The organism is Humidesulfovibrio idahonensis (genome assembly GCF_054657715.1).
Window position 1 is genome coordinate 60719 of sequence record NZ_BAAHYE010000002.1, and the last position, 17847, is coordinate 78565.

Annotated in this window: 18 protein-coding genes and 2 riboswitches; of the genes, 5 read left to right on the forward strand and 13 right to left on the reverse strand. The window is 66.1% G+C overall.

The genetic code is table 11. The features are described from left to right. Positions 1-47 precede the first annotated feature (47 nt). Positions 48-2069 carry a potassium transporter Kup gene (locus ACYQ4W_RS00535; protein WP_459851611.1) on the reverse strand — a complete coding sequence of 674 codons (2022 nt, stop codon included), beginning with the start codon at positions 2067-2069 and terminating at the stop codon, positions 48-50. Between the two features lie 48 nt (positions 2070-2117). Continuing rightward, positions 2118-2261: riboswitch (cyclic di-AMP (ydaO/yuaA leader) on the reverse strand. Between the two features lie 216 nt (positions 2262-2477). Further along, complete coding sequence (locus tag ACYQ4W_RS00540) at positions 2478-4466, reverse strand: APC family permease (RefSeq protein WP_459851613.1); 1989 nt, start codon at positions 4464-4466, stop codon at positions 2478-2480. Between the two features lie 184 nt (positions 4467-4650). Continuing rightward, a riboswitch (cyclic di-AMP (ydaO/yuaA leader) is annotated at positions 4651-4792 on the reverse strand. 192 nt (positions 4793-4984) lie between these two features. On the opposite strand from ACYQ4W_RS00540, the gene ACYQ4W_RS00545 reads away from it, so the two are divergent. From ACYQ4W_RS00545 to ACYQ4W_RS00565, 5 genes are all read left to right on the forward strand, one after another. Then, entirely contained in the window at positions 4985-5170 is a 186-nt protein-coding gene (locus ACYQ4W_RS00545) for a twin-arginine translocase TatA/TatE family subunit (RefSeq protein WP_459851615.1), read from the forward strand. Positions 5171-5217: 47 nt separating this feature from the next. Further along, the gene (gene motA / locus ACYQ4W_RS00550; protein ID WP_459851617.1) at positions 5218-6084 is read left to right on the forward strand and encodes a flagellar motor stator protein MotA; all 867 of its coding nucleotides are present in this window, start codon (positions 5218-5220) and stop codon (positions 6082-6084) included. 35 nt (positions 6085-6119) lie between these two features. Beyond that, positions 6120-7091 (forward strand): flagellar motor protein MotB, encoded by a 972-nt coding sequence (locus tag ACYQ4W_RS00555; protein WP_459851620.1) that lies wholly within the window; start codon positions 6120-6122, stop codon positions 7089-7091. Then, on the forward strand, positions 7088-7825 hold the full coding sequence (locus ACYQ4W_RS00560) for a PilZ domain-containing protein (RefSeq protein ID WP_459851622.1): 738 nt from the start codon (positions 7088-7090) through the stop codon (positions 7823-7825). Before ACYQ4W_RS00555 ends, ACYQ4W_RS00560 begins: the two co-directional genes overlap by 4 nt. Positions 7826-8015: 190 nt before the next feature. Next, positions 8016-8849: a deoxyribonuclease IV gene (locus ACYQ4W_RS00565; protein ID WP_459851625.1), complete on the forward strand. Its 834-nt coding sequence runs from the start codon at positions 8016-8018 to the stop codon at positions 8847-8849. 104 nt (positions 8850-8953) lie between these two features. On the opposite strand, the gene ACYQ4W_RS00570 is transcribed toward ACYQ4W_RS00565, so the two are convergent. The 11 genes from ACYQ4W_RS00570 to ACYQ4W_RS00620 all read right to left on the reverse strand — a co-directional run bounded on the left by ACYQ4W_RS00570 (position 8954) and on the right by ACYQ4W_RS00620 (position 17844). Further along, complete coding sequence (locus ACYQ4W_RS00570; RefSeq protein WP_459851627.1) at positions 8954-9385, reverse strand: DUF4079 family protein; 432 nt, start codon at positions 9383-9385, stop codon at positions 8954-8956. A gap of 27 nt (positions 9386-9412) precedes the next feature. Next, positions 9413-10354, reverse strand: coding sequence for a UbiA family prenyltransferase (locus tag ACYQ4W_RS00575; protein ID WP_459851630.1), 942 nt, complete (start codon positions 10352-10354; stop codon positions 9413-9415). Further along, a complete protein-coding gene (coxB, locus tag ACYQ4W_RS00580; RefSeq protein ID WP_459851633.1) occupies positions 10351-11631 on the reverse strand; it encodes a cytochrome c oxidase subunit II in 1281 nt (426 codons plus the stop codon). Before coxB ends, ACYQ4W_RS00575 begins: the two co-directional genes overlap by 4 nt. A gap of 10 nt (positions 11632-11641) precedes the next feature. Next, positions 11642-12001: a cytochrome C oxidase subunit IV family protein gene (locus ACYQ4W_RS00585; protein ID WP_459851635.1), complete on the reverse strand. Its 360-nt coding sequence runs from the start codon at positions 11999-12001 to the stop codon at positions 11642-11644. A gap of 22 nt (positions 12002-12023) precedes the next feature. Then, the gene (locus ACYQ4W_RS00590; protein ID WP_459851638.1) at positions 12024-12641 is read right to left on the reverse strand and encodes a cytochrome c oxidase subunit 3 family protein; all 618 of its coding nucleotides are present in this window, start codon (positions 12639-12641) and stop codon (positions 12024-12026) included. Next, positions 12634-14256 carry a cytochrome c oxidase subunit I gene (gene ctaD, locus ACYQ4W_RS00595; protein ID WP_459851641.1) on the reverse strand — a complete coding sequence of 541 codons (1623 nt, stop codon included), beginning with the start codon at positions 14254-14256 and terminating at the stop codon, positions 12634-12636. The genes ACYQ4W_RS00590 and ctaD overlap by 8 nt, the downstream gene beginning before the upstream one ends. Positions 14257-14291: 35 nt before the next feature. Beyond that, entirely contained in the window at positions 14292-15287 is a 996-nt protein-coding gene (locus ACYQ4W_RS00600; RefSeq protein ID WP_459851644.1) for an SCO family protein, read from the reverse strand. A 3-nt stretch (positions 15288-15290) separates the two neighbouring features. Further along, on the reverse strand, positions 15291-15605 hold the full coding sequence (locus ACYQ4W_RS00605; RefSeq protein ID WP_459851647.1) for a c-type cytochrome: 315 nt from the start codon (positions 15603-15605) through the stop codon (positions 15291-15293). 71 nt (positions 15606-15676) lie between these two features. Then, positions 15677-15982, reverse strand: a complete 306-nt coding sequence (locus ACYQ4W_RS00610; protein ID WP_459851649.1) for a c-type cytochrome — start codon at positions 15980-15982, stop codon at positions 15677-15679. Between the two features lie 125 nt (positions 15983-16107). After that, positions 16108-16719 (reverse strand): NAD(P)H:quinone oxidoreductase, encoded by a 612-nt coding sequence (wrbA, locus tag ACYQ4W_RS00615; protein WP_459851651.1) that lies wholly within the window; start codon positions 16717-16719, stop codon positions 16108-16110. A gap of 72 nt (positions 16720-16791) precedes the next feature. Then, positions 16792-17844, reverse strand: coding sequence for an HD domain-containing phosphohydrolase (locus tag ACYQ4W_RS00620; protein WP_459851653.1), 1053 nt, complete (start codon positions 17842-17844; stop codon positions 16792-16794). Positions 17845-17847: the final 3 nt, after the last annotated feature.

Sequence of the window (17847 nt, forward strand, 5' to 3'; positions counted from 1 at the left end):
GCCCCGGGGTAAAGGCCAGGACGCGCCCTGGTTTCGACTTGCGCGGGCTACAACTGCACCTGGGTGCCCAGCTCCACCACGCGTCCAGGCGGAATGCCGAAGAATGTCGTAGCGTTCCAGGCGTTGCGCGACATGAACGCGAACAGGCTCTTGCGCCAGGACATCATCTTGGCGCCGCCGCCGGTGAGCAGGCTCTCGCGTCCCAGGTAGAAGGTGGTGTTCATGAGCTCCGCCGCGAGCCCGTGGCCCTTGGCCTGGTCGAGGATGTCGGGCACGTTCGGGGTCTGCATGAACCCGTAGGTGGCGATGACCCGGAAGAAGCCGTGCCCCAGGCTGGAGACCGCCAGCCGCTGCGAGGCGGGCACGAAGGGCGTTTCGGCCACGGCTATGGACAGAAGCAGGATCTGCTCGTGCAGCACCTTGTTGTGCTTGTAGTGGTGCAAAAGGGTAATGGGCGTGCCCGTGGCCGAAACGGACATGAACACCGCCGTGCCGGGCACGCGCACCGGCGGCTTGCCCGCCACCAGGCTGTTCAAAAACAGGTCCATGGGCAGGCCCATGGATTGGAACTGGTGGCTCAGGGCGGCCTTGCCGTCGCGCCAGGTCACCATGGCCAGCATGATGAGCCCGGCGACGGTGAGGGTGAACCAGCCGCCGTCCAGAATCTTGAGCAGGTTGGAGCCCAGGTAGGTGATGTCGAACACCAGGAACAGGGCGATGAGCGGCGCGGTCTTCCAGGTGGGCCAGCGCCACAGGGTGTGCACAACGTAGAAGAAGATCACCGAGGTGATGGCCATGGTGGCGGTGACGGCGATGCCGTAGGCCCCGGCCAGGCCGCTGGAGCTCTTGAAGGCCAGCACCAGGCCGATGCAGGCGAACATCATGGCGTTGTTCACGCCGGGCAGGTAGATCTGGCCCTTGGTCTCCGCGCTGGTGTTGATGATGCGGATGCGCGGGCAGTAGCCCAGCTGCACGGCCTGCTGGGTCAGGGAATACACGCCGGAGATCATGGCCTGCGAGGCGATGACCGTGGCCACCGTGGCCAGGGCCACCATGGGGTAGAGCATAATCTCCGGCACCAGGGCGAAGAACGGGTTGAAGGCCATGGCCGGCTTGTCCAGAAGCAGCGCGCCCTGGCCGAAGTAGTTGAGCACCAGGGCCGGCAGCACGATGGCGTACCAGGACATGCGGATGGGCCTGCGGCCGAAGTGGCCCATGTCGGCGTAGAGGGCCTCGCCGCCGGTGATGCAGAGCACCACGGAGCCGAGAACCACCAGCCCGTGCCAGTGGTTGGCGGCGAAGAACCAGTAGGCGTACATGGGGTTCACGGCCGCCAGTATCTCCGGCCGGGTGATGATGGACTGCACGCCCAGGGCCGCAATGACCGCGAACCAGATGATCATCAGCGGGCCGAAGACCTTGCCGATGTGCTCCGTGCCGTGCTTTTGCACCCAGAACAGCGCCACCAGGATGAGGCAGGTGCCGGGCAGGATGAAGGGCTCGGCCGCGTCCGTGGCCACGTTCATGCCCTCCATGGCCGAAAGCACGGAGATGGCCGGGGTGATGATGCCGTCGCCGTAGAGCAGCGCGGCGCCGAACAGGGCCGAGGAGATGAGCAGCGCGTGGCGCTTCTTGCCCTTTTTCTCAACAGAGGACTTGATGAGCGCCAGCAGGGCGAAGATGCCGCCCTCGCCTTTGTTGTCGGCGCGCATGACGAACATGACGTATTTGAGGCTGACCACGATGATGAGCGACCAGACGATGAGCGAGAGCACGCCCATGATGTTCACGGGCAGAAGGGGCACCGCGTGCTGGCCGTGGAAGCATTCCTTCACGGCGTAAAGCGGGCTGGTGCCGATGTCGCCGTAGACGACGCCGAGGGCGGCTAGGGCCAGGGTCATGGTGCGTTCGTTGGCGTGGCCGCCGCCGTGCTCGCCCGCGGCTGGCGGCGGGGCCTGTGGCGGAGTCTGGGGCGCGGTTTTCCGCTCCGGGCGTTCGCCGGCCGCCGTGGTGTTCGGGGCGTCAGCGGCTGTGGTGGAATCGGAACCGGCCTGTTGGGCAGGGGACATGGAAATACCTCCGAAACGGATGATGCGGGACGGCCCCATGAGTTTGGAGGTCTTCCCCTTCGCGGCCTGCGAGGTTAGCTGACGGGCTGGGACCGAAAGGTGTCCGGCTCCGCTTGTGCGGCGCTGCGCCCCATTGGGGATTTGGGTCCCCCGCTCCCGGACGGTTGGTCCGGAATTCGGCAAGTGAGAATCATACCTGGGGTGTAAAGAACGTGTCAAGCCCGGTCCCGCTGCCAGCCCGCTGCCCGCCGAATGCCCGGCCTGCAAGGGGCCGAACCCTGGACAGGGCCTGAATGGGGACGCCGGACAGCGCCGCGCCCGTCGTGGCGCGACGCCGCCCGGCGCCGGGGAAACCGTCGCGCCCGGCTTTCGGAGGAGGGTGCGGCGGCGATCCTTTGGGGTTAAGGGCTACAGCCGGATGGGCATGATGACGAAGGCCACCCCCTGCCGGTAGAGCTGGCGCTGCACGGCGAACACGATGTGGTTGTGCAGGAGCCGGGTGAAGAATGTTTCGCTGGGGAACACCAGCTGCCCGCCGAAGAAGATGGCCTTGGGGAAGCGCCGGCGTATCTCCGGGGTCAGGCGCACCACCTCCTCCACCACGTCGACGCCGACGGAGCTCACGCCCTCGGCGTACAGCCCGCGCGAGCGCACAAAGTCCACGTAGCGGTCCAGGTCGGCCTGGATGTGCGTCTTGAGCGCCTCCATCTCCTCCAGGCCCTTGAACACGCCCGCGTCCACCATGCCCACCTGCACGAAGACGAAGTTGCGGAACTCGCCCGTGAAGAGCTTGTGGATGCCGAGCAGCGTGTGGATGCCCAGACCGTTGTAGCCGTTCACCAGTATGACGGCGGTCTTGCCCTTGGGGTCACAGCCCAGGCCTTGCTCGGCCCCGGCCGCGGGCGAAAGGAACGACGCGTCGGACTCCACCACGGGCAGCAGCTCGTCGAGCTTCCTCAGCATGCCCCAGGTCTGGTCGTAGTGCCGGCGGATGTAGATGGCCAGGGCGGCCACCGCGCCGGTGACGAGCAGGGTGGCCCAGCCGCCCTCGAAGAACTTGATGGCCGTGACCGTGACCAGGATGAAGCTGCACAGGGCCAGCCCAAGGCCGTTCAGGGCCAGGCCTTTTTTCCAGTGGGGCTCGCGGCCGCGCACTTGCAGCCAGTGGCGCACCATGCCCAACTGGGAGAGCACGAAGGTGATGAAGACGTTGATGGAGTAGAGCACGATCAGGAGGTCCACCGACCCGCGCGAGAGGACCATGAGCACAAGGGAGGCCCCGCCCATGAGGATGATGCCCTTCTGCGTCACCAGGCGGTCGGAGAGCATGGCGAAACGCGTGGGGAACCAGCGGTCCATGGCCATGTTGGCCAGCACGCGCGGGCCGTCCAGAAAGCCGGTCTGCGCGGCCACGAACAAAATCGCCGCCTCGGAGATCAGCGTCACGAGCACGAAGACCTGGCCGGGGGCGCCCCAGGAGAGGGCGATGGATTCAAAGAGCACGGCGTTCAGGGTCTTGCCCTTCACCTCGGCCACGCCGAAAAGAATATAGGCCAAAATCAGGCCCATGACCGTCACCGAGAGGGACACGGCCATGTACGTCATGGTGCGCTTGCCGGTCTGCACCTTGGGTTCGCGCAGTATGGCCAGGCCGTTGCTCACGGCCTCCAGGCCGGTGTATGTGCCCGCGCCCATGCTGTAGGCCCGCAGGATGAGCAGGATCATGCCGACCATGCCCAGCTGGCTGTGGGCCGCGCCGGCGTCGGCCGCGGTGCGCGCCACAATGGCCGGCAGGTTGCCCATGTGCGTGCCCAGGCCATAGACGATGACAAAGGCGTGGGTGAGCACGAAGACCAGGAAGATGGGCACCAGCGCCGTCACCGATTCCTTGACGCCGCGCAGGTTGAGCACGATGAGCAGCAGCACGCCGAGCAGGGCCGCGGGCAGCTTGAACTCCGTCCAGGCCGGGGGCAAGAAGCTGAACATGGCGTCTGCGCCGCTGGCCACGGAAAGGGTGATGGTGAGCGCGTAGTCCACCATGAGCGCGCAGCCCGAGACCATGCCCAGCGTCGGGTTCAACAGCTTGCTGGCCACCACGTAGCCGCCGCCGCCGGAGGGGAACAGCTCGATGATCTGCGAATAGCTGGCGCTGATGACGAAGATGGTGACCACCGAGGCCAGGCCCACGAAAAGCGCCAGGAAGGTGTGCTGCCCCAGGGCCAGAAAGGCCTCGGCCGGGCCGTAGCACGAGGACGAGAGGCCGTCCGAACCCAGGCCCACCCAGGCGAAAAACGCCACGAGCGAAAGGTTGTGGAAGATCGACTGGTCTTTGACGTTCAGCGACTTGCCGAGGAAGAATTCCTTGGCCTTGCGCCCAAAGGAAGTGTTCTGCGTCATCGCCTTGGCCTCCTATCGCCGGCCCGCGCGGCAAAGGCGGCGGGCAGCACTGCAGGCAAGACGGCAGAAAAACGCACGGCGAACAGCCACAGGCAAGGGAGGCCGTGAAACGGCCACATGGACGGTGGGCATAAAAATACCTCCGGTACGATAGAAAACGGGGGGATGGCCCCGTTGTACCGGAGGTCTTCCCCTTCGACGCCTGCGAGGTTAGCTGACGGGCTCGGACCGAAAGGTGTCCTACGCCGGATGTCCGGCGATGCGCCCCAAGGGATGTGGTTCCCCCGCTCCCGGGAAACGCTCCCGGAATTCGGCAACCAAACTTTTACGCCCTGTGTTAAGAATCTGTCAAGGGCCTCCCGGTTGCCAAGCCGGGCCGGGCACGATAGGCTTTGCGAAAGGCCGCGGTCCGGGCAATGTTTGCCTTTTTGAAGCGCCGCGCCATAAAGGTACGTAATTTGCATCGCTTCGGGCCGTGGGGGAGCGTCCTGCCCGTGCGAGGCTCAAGGGAGTTGCGCATGAACGTGACGGGTCTGCTCCTTGTCGTCATCATCGGCCTGGTCCTGTTCGGATCGGGGCGGCTGCCGGGGCTTGGCAACGGGATTGGCAAGACCATCGCCAACTTCAAGCGCGGCCTGTCCGAGCCGAAAGAGATCGACGTCACCACGGAAACGAAGGACAAGGGCCGCGGGCCACAGGCCTGAAGCCGCCGCAACGAAGCTTGCGCCAAGTCCGGAGCCAAGGGGTAGTCATGTTTGCGATCATAGGCCTTGTCGTGGTTTTGGGATGCGTCATCGGCGGGTATCTGCTCGAGGGCGGCAACCTGCACGTGCTTTGGCAGCCCGTCGAGCTGCTCATCATTCTGGGGTCCGGCATCGGCTCCCTGCTCGTGGGCTCGCCGCTCAAGGTCAACATGACCATCGGCAAGAACCTCATGGTCATCTTTCTTGGCAAGCCCAAGGGCAAGAAAGACTACATGGACATTCTGCTGGTGCTCTTCGATCTGTTGTCCCTGGCTCGGCGCGAGGGTGTCATCGCCCTGGAAGGCCACGTGAACAAGCCCGACGGCAGCGCGATCTTCACCAACAGGCCCTCTGTTTTGAAGAACCACTCCGTGCTCGATTTCATCTGCGACAACTTCAAGGCCTACACCGCGGCCAGCATGGAGCCCCACGAGTTCGAGGCCCTCATGGACATCGACATCGACGCCCATGCCGAGGACGCCCACCAGGCCCCCACCAACCTGAACCGCATGGCCGACGCCTTTCCGGCGCTGGGCATCGTGGCGGCGGTCATGGGCGTGGTGCTCACCATGGGCAAGCTCTCCGAGCCGCCCGAGGTGCTGGGCCACTCCATCGGCGCGGCCCTCGTGGGCACCTTCCTCGGCGTTCTTTTGTCCTACGGCATCGCCGGTCCGCTGGCGGCCATCATGGACACGGTCGTCAAGGAGACCTCCACGGAGCTCAACGTGGTCAAGGCGGCCATGAACGCCTTCGCCATGGGCTGGCCGCCGGCCATGGCCCTTGAATCCGCGCGGCGGGCCATTCCGGCCCACGACCGGCCCGGCTTCGACGAGCTGGAAGGCGTGCTGCGCGAGAGCAAGAAGGGCGGCGCCTAACCGCGCGCGGCATTTGGAACCAGGGGTGACATACCGTGGCTGAAAACAGGCCGATCATCATCAAGAAGGGCAAAAAAGGCCACGCGGGCGCGCATGGCGGCGCGTGGAAGGTTGCCTACGCCGACTTCATGACGGCGATGATGGCGTTTTTCCTGCTCATGTGGCTGCTCAGCATGGTCGTGCCGGAAAAGCGCGCGGGTGTGGAGCAGTATTTTAAGGAATTCAGCATCTTCGATAAGCAGAACGCCCTTGATGTGCGCCAGGGCGGGGCCATGATTCCCGACCAGGACAAGCCGCCGGTGCCCCAGCGCGACCAGCTGACCGAGGCCGCCGAGCACGGCAAGAGCTCCGCCGTGCAGCCGGAGCAGCTCAAGAGCAGGCTGCAGGACTCCATGAACCTGAACCTGCCCGACGTGAAGGACCAGATTTCCGTGGACGTGACCGAGGTCGGCGTGCGCATCCAGATCGGCTACAACGAGACGGATCCGCTTTTCGCCAAGGGCAGCCCGGAGCTGACGGCCAAGGGCCGCAAGGCCATCCAGTTCATCGCCTCGCAGTTGAAGGCCCTGCCCAACAAGATCGAGGTGGAGGGCCATACCGACTCCGGCAATTTCTCCGGCGGGCGCTACACCAACTGGGAGCTTTCCACCGACCGCGCCAGCGCGGCCCGCGTGGCCCTGCAGCAGGGCGGACTGGCCGAGGAACGCCTGGCCCGCGTGTCCGGCTTCGCCTCCACCCAGCCCCTGTACCCGGACAACCCGGCCGACCCGCGCAACCGGCGCATCAGCATTCTTGTGCGCAACTACGTGCCGCCCAAGGAAGGCGGCGGGCTTGAGGAGTCGCTTGGGGCGGAGAGCAAGGCCAAGCCCAAGGAGCCGAACATCGCCGAGGAGGTCAACGCCACCATCGAGAAGATGCTTTCGGTGGAGGGCCGCGCCCGCGTGACCGGCAAGCCCGAGCCTGAGAAGGAAGTCAAGAAACCCGCCAAGGGAGGCCACAAGCCATGAGCGTCACAGATCTGGAGCGCTTTCCGGACCGCGAGGCCCTGCTGACCACAGGCACCCAGGTCTTCCTCGTGCTGCACAAGGACCCCCTGCGCGAACGCATTGACGTGCGCGTTTCAAGCGTGCTGCAGTTGGAGGGCGATGTGCTCTTCGTGGCCCAGACCGAGCCTCCGGTGCGCCACGACCAGGGTGGGCAGCAGGTGGAGGTGGCGCTGCTCGTGCGCTCCGACGACGAGGCCAGGCGTCCCCTGGGCTACGTGGCGCGGCTGCTCGACGTGCGCGAGGACTATCCCTCGGACGAGGGGGAGAGCCAGGCCCTGGCCCTGAGCGCCCCGAACCCCGGCGATTTTTTTGAAACCAGCCTGCGCATGCACTACCGTGTCCCGGTCGAGGAGGACATGGGCGTCAGCATCCGGCTGGAAGGCTTTGCGGACCCGGAATTGCTGGATTTCTCCGCCGGGGGCGCGCGCGTGCGCATCACCGCCGGACCGGATGGACTCCTTCCCGACATCGATCTGGGGCAGGCCATTCCCTTCCGCCTGCTGTTCCTGGGCTCCGGCTATGCCGCGGGCGACGGCGTGGTGCGCAGCCTGGAGTTCGGCGACAACAACGAATCCATCACCGTGGGGCTCTTCTTCACCAACATGGAGATCCGCGACATCCGCTATCTGGAGCGCATGGTGGCGCGCACGGTGTCCTCCTGCCGCCAGCGCGAGCGCGACGCCGACTACGTGTGACCTGCGCGGCGGAAACGCCCCGCGCGCGTGAGCTTGGGGCGAAAAGAACGGCTGGCCGGGATGCTTCCCGCCCGGCCGTTTTTTTGTGGCGCCGCGGCTCGCGCCGCCTGCAGCCCGCCGTGTTCCTGCATCTCCGGGCGATTGCCGGGTGATCGCCGTCCGTGTAGCATCGCCGCAGGAGCACACCACCATGCTGAACATCGGTTGCCATCTCTCCAACGCCAAGGGCTATCTGGCCATGGGCCGCACCGCGCTGTCCATCGGCGCCAGCACCTGCCAGTTCTTCACCCGCAACCCGCGCGGCGGCGCGGCCAAGGCCCTGGACCCGGCCGACATGGCCGCCTTTGCCGCACTGGCGGCGGAGCACGCGCTGGGGCCCTTTCTGGCCCACGCGCCCTATACGCTGAACCCCTGCGCCGCCGAGGAGAAGACGCGACGCTTCGCCCTTGAGGTCATGCGCGACGACTTGGCGCGCCTGACCCTGCTGCCGGGCACCATGTACAATTTCCATCCCGGCAGCCATGTGGGCCAGGGCGTGGAGGAGGGCGTGGAGCGCATCGCCGCGCAGCTGAACGCCGTGCTGACGCCGCAGACGCCGACCCTGGTGCTGCTGGAGACCATGGCCGGCAAGGGCAGCGAGGTGGGGGGCGATTTCGGCGAGCTTCGGGGCATCATCGACAGGGTGGCCTGCGCGGACAAGCTGGGCGTGTGTCTCGACACCTGCCACGTGCACGACGCGGGCTACGACATCGTGGACGGCCTGGACGGCGTGCTGGAGGAGTTCGACCGCGTCATCGGGCTTGGGCGCCTGCGCGCCATCCACCTGAACGACAGCCTGAACGCGCGGGGCAGCCGCAAGGACCGTCACGCCAAGATCGGACAGGGGCAGATCGGCCTCGACGCGTTGGCGCGCGTCATCAACCACCCGAGCCTGCGGGGGCTGCCCTTTTATCTGGAGACGCCCAACGAACTGCCGGGCTATGCCGAGGAGATCGCCCAACTGCGCCGGGTCTGGCGGGAGTAGACGCAGCCGGACCTGGACGTCTCATTGCCCAGGCCCTTCCGCGCGGCGCTCCCCGTGACCGGCGCCCGCATGGTCCTGTGCGGTGGGCCCGGGCTCCGCAGGGGCTAGACCAGAACCATGTCGCGCAGAATGCCGATGCCGGTCCACAGCTGCCACAGGGCCAGGGCCACCAGCAGGGCGTTCACCGCGCCGTGGGCCAGGGGCAGCAGCTTGCGCTTGGCCTTCACCCGGTCCATGAGGAAGCCCGAGCCCAGGCCGAAGAGCACCAGGGGCAGCATGACCAGGGCCACGGCGTAGTGCGTTTCCGTGATGCCCACCACATGCCAGTTCATCCAGGCCGCGCCCAGGCCGATGACAAAGGCCAGCGCCCAGGTGCCCATGACGGCGATGCCCTGGTTCACGTGGCGCTTCCACTGGAAGACGATGCCCTTGTGCCCCAGGTGCGCGAAGCGGAAGCGCACGAACCCCAGGTACAAAACGTAGAGCGACAAAAGCACGGCCAGGGTCTGCAGCAGCGGGTGTATCCACATGATCATGGGGCGTTCCTCGTTATGTGTGGCGGGTCAGGCCGCAAGGCGCAGGGCGTCGGCGGCCAGGAAGCACAGAAACAGCACCAGCGAGGCGTTCACCAGGGCGAAGCCCAGGCGCTCGCGCGTTAGAAGCGGCCACGCGCCCAGGCACAGGGCCACGGCCAGCGCGGCCACCAGGGCCTTGGGTCCGGGCTGGGCCATGATCCCGAAGGCCGGAATGAGCAGCATCAGCGCGCCATAGCCCACAACCCACAGGGCGAGGGCCCCCGGGGCCCGGCTCTGCGCCACGCCGTCGTGCGGGGCGAAGAAGCCCGCCGCCGCGTATTCGGCGCGGTGCAGGCGCGCAAAAAGCCAAAAGTGCGGCACCTGCCAGGCATAGAACACCCCGGCCAAAAGCAGGGCGCGGGGATCGTCCGGCGCGCCGCCCCCAGCGGCGAAGCCCACCACGGGCGGCAATGCCCCGGCCAGGCCCCCCACCAGCATGGCCAGGGACGTGCGTTTCTTGAGCGGCGTATACAGGCCGTTGTACACCAGCACGGTGAGCGGGACGAAAAGCACCGTGGCCGCTCCGCCGGGCGCAAGGCCCAGCGCCAGGGCCGAAAGCGCCAGACAGGCGCAGGCCAAGCCCAGCGCAGCGCCCGCGCCAAGGCGTCCGGCCGGCAGGGGGCGGTTTTGGGTGCGCTCCATGCGGGCGTCCTCGGCGCGCTCCTGCACCTGGTTCAGGGCGGAGCACCCGGCCGAGAGCAGGAAGGCTCCCACGGCCGCGAGCAAAAGACCCGCGCCGACAGCCCCGCCAGGCACTATCCCGACAGACATTGTTCCGCCAGGCGCGAACCCTCCGGGCAAGATCCCTTCAGGCGTGAAGCCTTGGGCCAGCAGGCTTTGGGCCAGCAGGCTCCCGGCAGCGGCCCCTGCCGCGGCCAAGAGGCCTATGCGCGGCCGCGTGAGGGCCAGCATGTCCGCCGTCCGGATCACTTGTGCTCCCCGGCCTTCATGTCATGCCCCTTGGCGTCGTGACCGGGCATGTCATGCCCCTTCGGCTCGGGGCTGGGCGCCGGCGCCGCGCTCAGCGACTCCAAGAACTTCAGCAGCGCCTCACGCTCGGTGTCGGTCAGGGCCGGGTACGCGGGCATGGACGAGGTCCTGCCCAGGCGCGAGGCCGGGTCCTTCAGTATGGCCGTGACGAACGGGCGGTCCACAGGGGCGCCGTCCTTGGCCGTGCTCTTCTTGCCGAACATGCCCTTGAAGCTGGGGCCGACGATCTCCGTGCCGTCCGTGGAATGGCAGCCCAGGCAGCCCTGGGCGTCGGCCAGGGCCTTGCCCGCCTCCGGTCCGTCGGCCGCGCTTTCGCCGTGCTCCAGGAAGTCCAGAATCTGCTTCAGCTCGTCCGCGGTGATCTGGTCGGCGTAGGCCGGCATCATGGGCTCAAAGCCCTTGAGCACGCCCTCGCGCGGGCCCATGATCATCATGGTCAGGGCCTTGGCGTCGTACTTGAGGCGCTTCTCCTTCTTGTCCGGGGTGGTCAGCACCACCTCGCGGCCCCAAACGCCCTTGAGGCTGGGGCCTATGGACGCGCCGCCGTCCAGCGTGTGGCAGCCCAGGCAGCCCTTGGCGTCCAGCAGGGCCTTGCCCGCGTGGCCGCCGCCGGCTCCGGTCTCGGCCAGGAACTTCTCGTAGTCCTCCTGGCTCACGGCCTTGATGGCCGTCAGCATCTTGGCGTGCTGCAGGCCGCAGTACACGGAGCAGAAGATGACGTATTCGCCGGGCTTGTCGGCCCGGAACCAGCCGTGGGTGGTCATGCCGGGCACGGTGTCGATCTTGAGCCTAAAGGCCGGGGCGAAAAAGCCGTGCAGCACGTCGCTTGAGGTGAGGGAAAGCTGCACCGCCTTGCCCACGGGCACCACCAGTGTGCCGCTGTGTTTGCCGTTCTCGTACTCGAAGTCCCACGACCACATGCGCGCCGTGACCTTGACGGGGATGGCCCCCTCCGGCGCGTCGCGCAGGGCGCGGTAGCTGTGCCAGCCGGAGTAGAACATGCCCATGACCAGGATGGTGGGCACCACGATCCAGATGAACTCGGCCCAGAAGTTGCCGTGGAAGGTGGCCGGGGTGGGGTTTCGTTTGCGGCTGTAGCGGTAGACGAACCAGATCATGGCCACGGTGATGCCGACCATGAGCGCTGCCGAGATGCCGAAAATGAGCAGGAAGGTGTTGTCCACCGCCTGGACGACGTTGACGAGCTTCGGTTCCATGCCCGTTCTCCTAATACCTGTAGCCCACGTCCACGAACGTGAGCCCGATGGCGATGGCCAGGATGATGAAGGCCGTGAGCACCATGCCCTTGATGACCCAGTTCTCGTACTTGAGGTGCATGAAGAAGAAGATCACCAGCGCGGCCTTCAGGCTGGCCACGCCCATGGCCACGATGATGTTCATGAACCCCAGGTCGATTTGGGCCACGGCCACGGTGGTGACCGTGAGGCACATGAGCCCCAGCCAGATGACGACGAGAAAGCGGTAGCTCAAGGGCGCATGCTCGTGGTCCGCCTCGTGGCCTTCGCCGTGCGGGGCCCCATGTGTGGCCTGCGCGTCATGCATGGTTGTCGTGTTCGTTTCGGTCATATTCGCCCCCGCCCGTCGGCTGTCAGGAAATGAGGTAGAACAGGGGGAAGAGGTAGATCCACACCAGGTCCACTATGTGCCAGTAAAGCCCGGCGTTCTCCAGCACCACGTAGTCCTCGCCCGTCACCCTGCCTTTTTTTATGAGCAGCATGACCCACACGAGCACCGAGGCGCCGATGACCACATGCACGCCGTGCAGGCCGGTCATGGCGAAGTACAGGCCATAGAAGACGCTTTGCCCCTGCGGCAGCTGCAGCATGTGCTCCGAGCCGGGAATGAGCCCGTGGTGGAACTTGGCGCTCCATTCAATGGTCTTGTTGACCATGAACGCGCCCGCGCAGGCCACGGTGAAGGCCAGCAGCCACAGGCAGCGCACCAGCTCGCCGCGCCGCAGCGCGGTGATGGAGAGCGCCACCGTGAGGCTTGAGGTGATGAGCACCACGGTGTTCAGCCCGCCGATGAACACGTCAAGGGTTTGCCCGCCCGCGTGGAAGGCCTGCGGGTACTTGGCGCGGTAGCTGGCGTAGAGCAGGAACAACCCGCCGAACAGCAGTATCTCCGTGAACAAAAACAGCCACATGCCCATCTTGGAGGCATGGTAGTCCTTATGGACCATGGGTGCGGCGTGTGCTTCAGCCATCGGGATTCACCCCCTTGTAGTCGTAAGGCTCCGGAGCCACGGGGTCGCCGTGGAAGGCCTCGGCCGGCAGGGGGGTGGGCAGGGTCCATTCCAGCGTCGCGCCGCCCCAGGGATTTTTGGTGGCGCGCGGACCAAAGCGGCAGCCCTGGTAAAGGTTCCAGAACATCAGGATGAGCCCGGCGGCCAAAAGCCACGAGCCCCAGGTGGAGACCATCTGCAGGGGCGCGTACTGGGGCAGGTAGTCGTAGTAGCGCCGGGGCATTCCCTGCACGCCCATGATGAACATGGGGAAATAGAGCACGTTCATGCCCAGCAGGATGAGCCAGAAGCTCCAGGCCGCGCGGCCGTGGTCGTACATGCGGCCAAAGACCTTGGGGAACCAGTAGTGCATGGCCGCGAACATGCCCAGGCCCGTGCCGCCGAAGATGACGTAATGGAAGTGCGCCACCACGAAGTAGGTGTCGTGCACGTGGATGTCCGTGCCGGCGCTGCCCAGCACAAGGCCGGTGAGCCCGCCGATGGAGAACATGAAGATGAAGCCCAGGGAGAAGAGCAGCGGCGGGTCCAGGCTGATGGAGCCCTTGTACATGGTGGAGAGCCAGTTGAAGACCTTGATGGCCGAGGGGATGGCCACCACGAAGGTGAGGAAGGAGAAGATCAGCACGGCGTTGTCGCTCATGCCGCTGGTGAACATGTGGTGCGCCCAGACCAGCGACCCGGCGAAGGCGATGGCCAGGCTCGAAAAGGCGATCATGTTGTAGCCGAACACCGGCTTGCGCGAGAACACGGGAATGATCTCGGAGATGACGCCCATGGCCGGCAGGATCATGATGTACACGGCCGGGTGCGAGTAGATCCAGAACAGGTGCTGGTACAAAAGCGGGTCGCCGCCGCGTCCGGGGTCGAAGAGCCCCAGGTGCAGCACGCGCTCGGCGAAGATGAGAAGCGCGGTGATGCCGAGGATGGGCGTGGCCAGCACCTGAATCCAGCCCGTGGCGTAAAGCGACCAGACGAAGAGCGGCAGCTTTTTCCAGGTCATGCCGGGCGCGCGCAGGCGGTGCACGGTGGTGATGAAGTTGAGCCCGGTGAGGATGCTGGAGAAGCCCAGAATGAACACGGCGATGACCGCGATGCTGACGTTTGTGGTGGTGCGCTCGCTGAAGGGCACGTAAAAGGTCCAGCCCGTGTCCGGCGGGCCGTCGCCCGTGAAGATAGAGGCCAGGGCCAGCGTTGCCCCTATGACGTACAGCCACCAGGAGAAGTTGTTCAGCCGCGGAAAGCTCACGTCGTTGGCGCCGATGTGCAGCGGCAGGAAGATGTTGCCGAAGCTGGCTGGAATGCTCGGAATGACCACCATGAAGATCATGATGACCCCGTGCAGGGTGAACATGGCGTTATACTGCTGGGGCGACAAAAGCGTGCTGCCGGGCGTCATCAGTTTTAGTTTGAGGATGAGCCCGAGCAGTGTGGCCGCGGCGAACATGAGCAGGATGAGGCTCAGGTATAACAGGCCGATGCGCTTGTGGTCCGTGGAGAAAATCCAGGTGGCGATGCCGCCCTTGCCGGCGGGCGCGAAAAATGGCCGCTCGTGCGGGTCTTGTGCCGTGTGGTCCATGTGCTCTCCCATCGCTTGAAATGCGGAACAGGCGCTTATGTCTGGGGCGGGCTTGGGGGCGCGCCGCGTTTTTTGCCGCCAAAAGCCAAGAACAGGGCGAACAGGAACAGGGCGAAAAGCACGCCCGCGCCCGCCACCTTCACGAAGTCGAAAACATACCTGCGGCCCTGCGGATCATACGTGTAGCACATGGCGATGGCCCGCTTGACCGACAGCCCGGTCTTTTCCGCCCCGGCCTCGGTGGCGGCGATGGCGATGTCGAAGGCCAGGGGCCGGATGCCGTACAGGTAGCGCGAAATTTTGCCCGTGGGCGTAAGGGCGATGAGCACGATGGAGTGCCGGAAGGCGTCGCCGTTGCGCTCGTAGCTGAAGCCCACCGAGTCCATGAGCCGGCGCACGTTTGCTTCGTCGCCGGTGAGAAAGCGCCAGGCCTGGGGCGGAAAGCCCGCCGCGCCCGCGTTGAGGAAGTCGCCCTTGCGCTTGGTGGCCGTGGCCGGGGTGTCGCGGTCGTCGAAGGAGACGGCCAGCACCTGATAGTCCACGCCGGGCTTGAGGCCGACTTCCGGCAGCACCTGGGCCAGGGTGCCCAGCAGCACGTTGCATTCGTTGGGGCAGGAGTAATACACCGGGGCCAAAATGGTGGGCATGGTGATGAGGTCGGCCAGGCGCAGCTTTGCGCCGTCCTCGCCGTAAAGCTCCACGTCCAGGGCTGCGTGCCCGCCTATCTTCTCCACCACGCCGGAAGACGCGCTGCTCCCGCGCGTGACGCCGGGCGAAGCGCCGGGGGGCACGCCCGGGACCGCTCCGGCAGGCGCGCCGGATGCCGTTGGCTTCACGCCGGACGACACGCCTGGCGCTTGGCCCGGCATGGGCATGGCGCTGGCGTTGTCCTGCATGGGGTGGACGTGGCGCGGGGCATCGGCTTTGTCGGCCGCGCCGACCGGTGCTGGGCTGGCCGCGCCGGCCGTCCTGCCCGCGTCCGCACAGGCGAGGGCGAGCAGGGCGGCCAGGAGAAGGACGGCGCGGCGCATGGGCTACAGCGTGCCTATGTAAGCGGCCAAGGCCTTGATCTCGGCATCGGACAGGCGGGCGGCCAGGTTCTCCATGGTGGCCTTTTTCGCGCCGCCATAGGTTTTGGCCTTGTAGCCTTCCATGGCCTTGACCACGGCGTCCGCCTTCAGGCCCTTCACGGGCTTGCTCATGAGCGACTTGCTGCCGTCCGCGCCGTGGCAGCTTTGGCATTTGGCCGTGTACAGGGCCTTGCCCTCGGCTGCGCCTTCCTCGGCCAGGGCCGTGGCGGCAAGGCCCAGGCTCAGGGCCAGGGCCGCGATGATGACGGTGCGTTTCATGGACCTTCTCCTCCGCGGCGTGCCGCGTCATGCCCGCAATGGCGCTTTGGCGCGCCGCGGGCCGGTCGGGTTTACAGCTTGCTCACGTAGGCGGCCAGGGCCTGGATGTCCGCGGGGGAAAGGGACGCGGCCAGTCCTTCCATGACGGCCTTCTTGGGACCGCCGAACTTCTTGGCCTTGTAGCCTTCCATGGCCTTGGTGAAGGCGTCCGCGCTCAGGCCCTTGAGGGGTTTGTTGCCCTGGGCGGTCTTGGCACCGTCCGCTCCGTGGCAACCCGCGCACTTGGCGTACAGGGTCTTGCCGTCGGCGGCGAAACCGGCGCTGGCGGCCAGGGCAAGGGACAGGGACACGGTGAAGACCATGACGAGTTTTTTCATAGGTTCCTCCAGGAAAATTGGGGTTTTGCCGTTTCCCGGCCTCCCTGCCTGGGGCAGGAAAGCGGGAAACGGAATTCACTATACGTATGGCACAGCTTTGCCGGGCAGGCCAGCAAAAAGTGCGTTTACGCGGCGAGCTTCTTGGCGATCTCCGCCAAGTGGCGCGCCTGGAAGCGCACTCCGTCCAGGTCGCGGGCGGAGGGCTGACGCGAGCCGTCGCCGCCGGCGATGGTGCTGGCGCCGTAGGGCGAACCGCCGATGACTTCGTCCACGCCCATTTGCCCCTGGAAGGAGTAAGGCAGGCCGACCACGACCATGCCCTGGTGCATCAGGGTGGGAATGAAGGTGAGGATGGTGGACTCCTGACCGCCGTGCTGGGTGCCGGAGCTGGTGAACACGCCCGCGGGCTTGCCGACGAGCGCGCCCTTGGCCCACAGGCCGCCGGTGGAGTCGAGGAACTGGCGCATCTGGCCGGTCATGTTGCCGAAGCGCGTGGGCGTGCCGAACAGGATGCCGTCCGCGGCCGCCAGCACTTCCGGCGTGGCCAGGGGCACGTCGGCCTGGGCCTTGGCCGCGTCCAGCGCGCCCATCTTGCCCAGAATGTCGTCGGAGAGGGTCTCGGGCACGCGGTACACCGTGGCGGTTATGCCGGGAACCAGGTTGGCGGCCTCGGCCGCGGCCTGGGCCATGGTCCGAATGTGGCCGTACATGGAGTAGTAGACTATGGCGATGTTCATAAACGCCTCCGGCGCTAAAAAGTTGTAGGAAACATTCCTAATAACTAACCACTCACCATTGTCTGTCCAGGGCTAATCGACAAAATCTCGTGGAGAATCTGCAGGTTCTGTAAGTGAGTACCCCTTTTCGCGGAAGAGCTCCAGGCAAACCTCCGCGGCGCGCTCGTCATACAGGCGGCCCTTGTTCTTTTCTATTTCCTCCAGGGCGCGGACGATGCCCAGGCTTTGGCGGTAGGGCCGGTGCGAGCACATGGCGTCCACCACGTCGGCCACGGCCAGTATGCGCGCGCCCTGTGTGATGAAGCGTCCGGTGAGCCCCTGCGGGTAGCCGGAGCCGTCCATGCGCTCGTGGTGCTGGCGGATGATGACCGCCACCGGCCAGTCCTGGTCCAGGTGCTTCAATATCTCGTAGCCCACCTCCGGGTGCATCTGCACTATGGAGAGTTCCTCCTGGCGCAGAATGCCCGGCCGGCAGAGCAGGTCCGCGGGCACGTAGACCTTGCCGATGTCGTGCAGAAGCCCGGCGATGCGCAGGGTTTCGAGCTCGCCGCCGGTGAGGCCGAGTTCGCGGCCGATGGTCAGGGCCAGGTTGGTGACGCGCTGCTGGTGCCCGGCCAGGTACGGGTCGCGTCCCTCAACCAGGGCGGAGAAGCCCTTGACCACGCCCTCCAGCAGCACCTTGCAGCGCTGCAGGGCGAAGAGCTCGCGCTGGTCGCGCACAAGGGACGCGTGGCGCAGGGCGTTCTTGATCTCCAGGCGCAGCACCTCCGGCGGGCAGGGCTTGGTGAGAAAACGGTACACATAGCCCAGGTTCGCGGCGTCTATGGCGGCCTGCATGTCCGCGTGCCCCGTAAGCAGAATGCGCACCGTGTCCGGGTTGGTGCGCTGCATGCGGGAAAGCAGCTCAATGCCGTCCATGCCGGGCATCTTGAGGTCGGAGAGTATCACGCTGAAAGGTCCGCAGGTGGAAAGGACGCTCAGCGCCTCCGCGCCGTCGCGGGCGGTGAAGAGCTCGTACTCGGGCCGCAGCAGCCGCACCAGGGAATCAAGCAGGTTCTGGTCGTCGTCGACGAGGAGCACGCGGCTTTCGCCCTGCTCTGCGTCGGCCCCTTTCGGGTCTGTCACGTC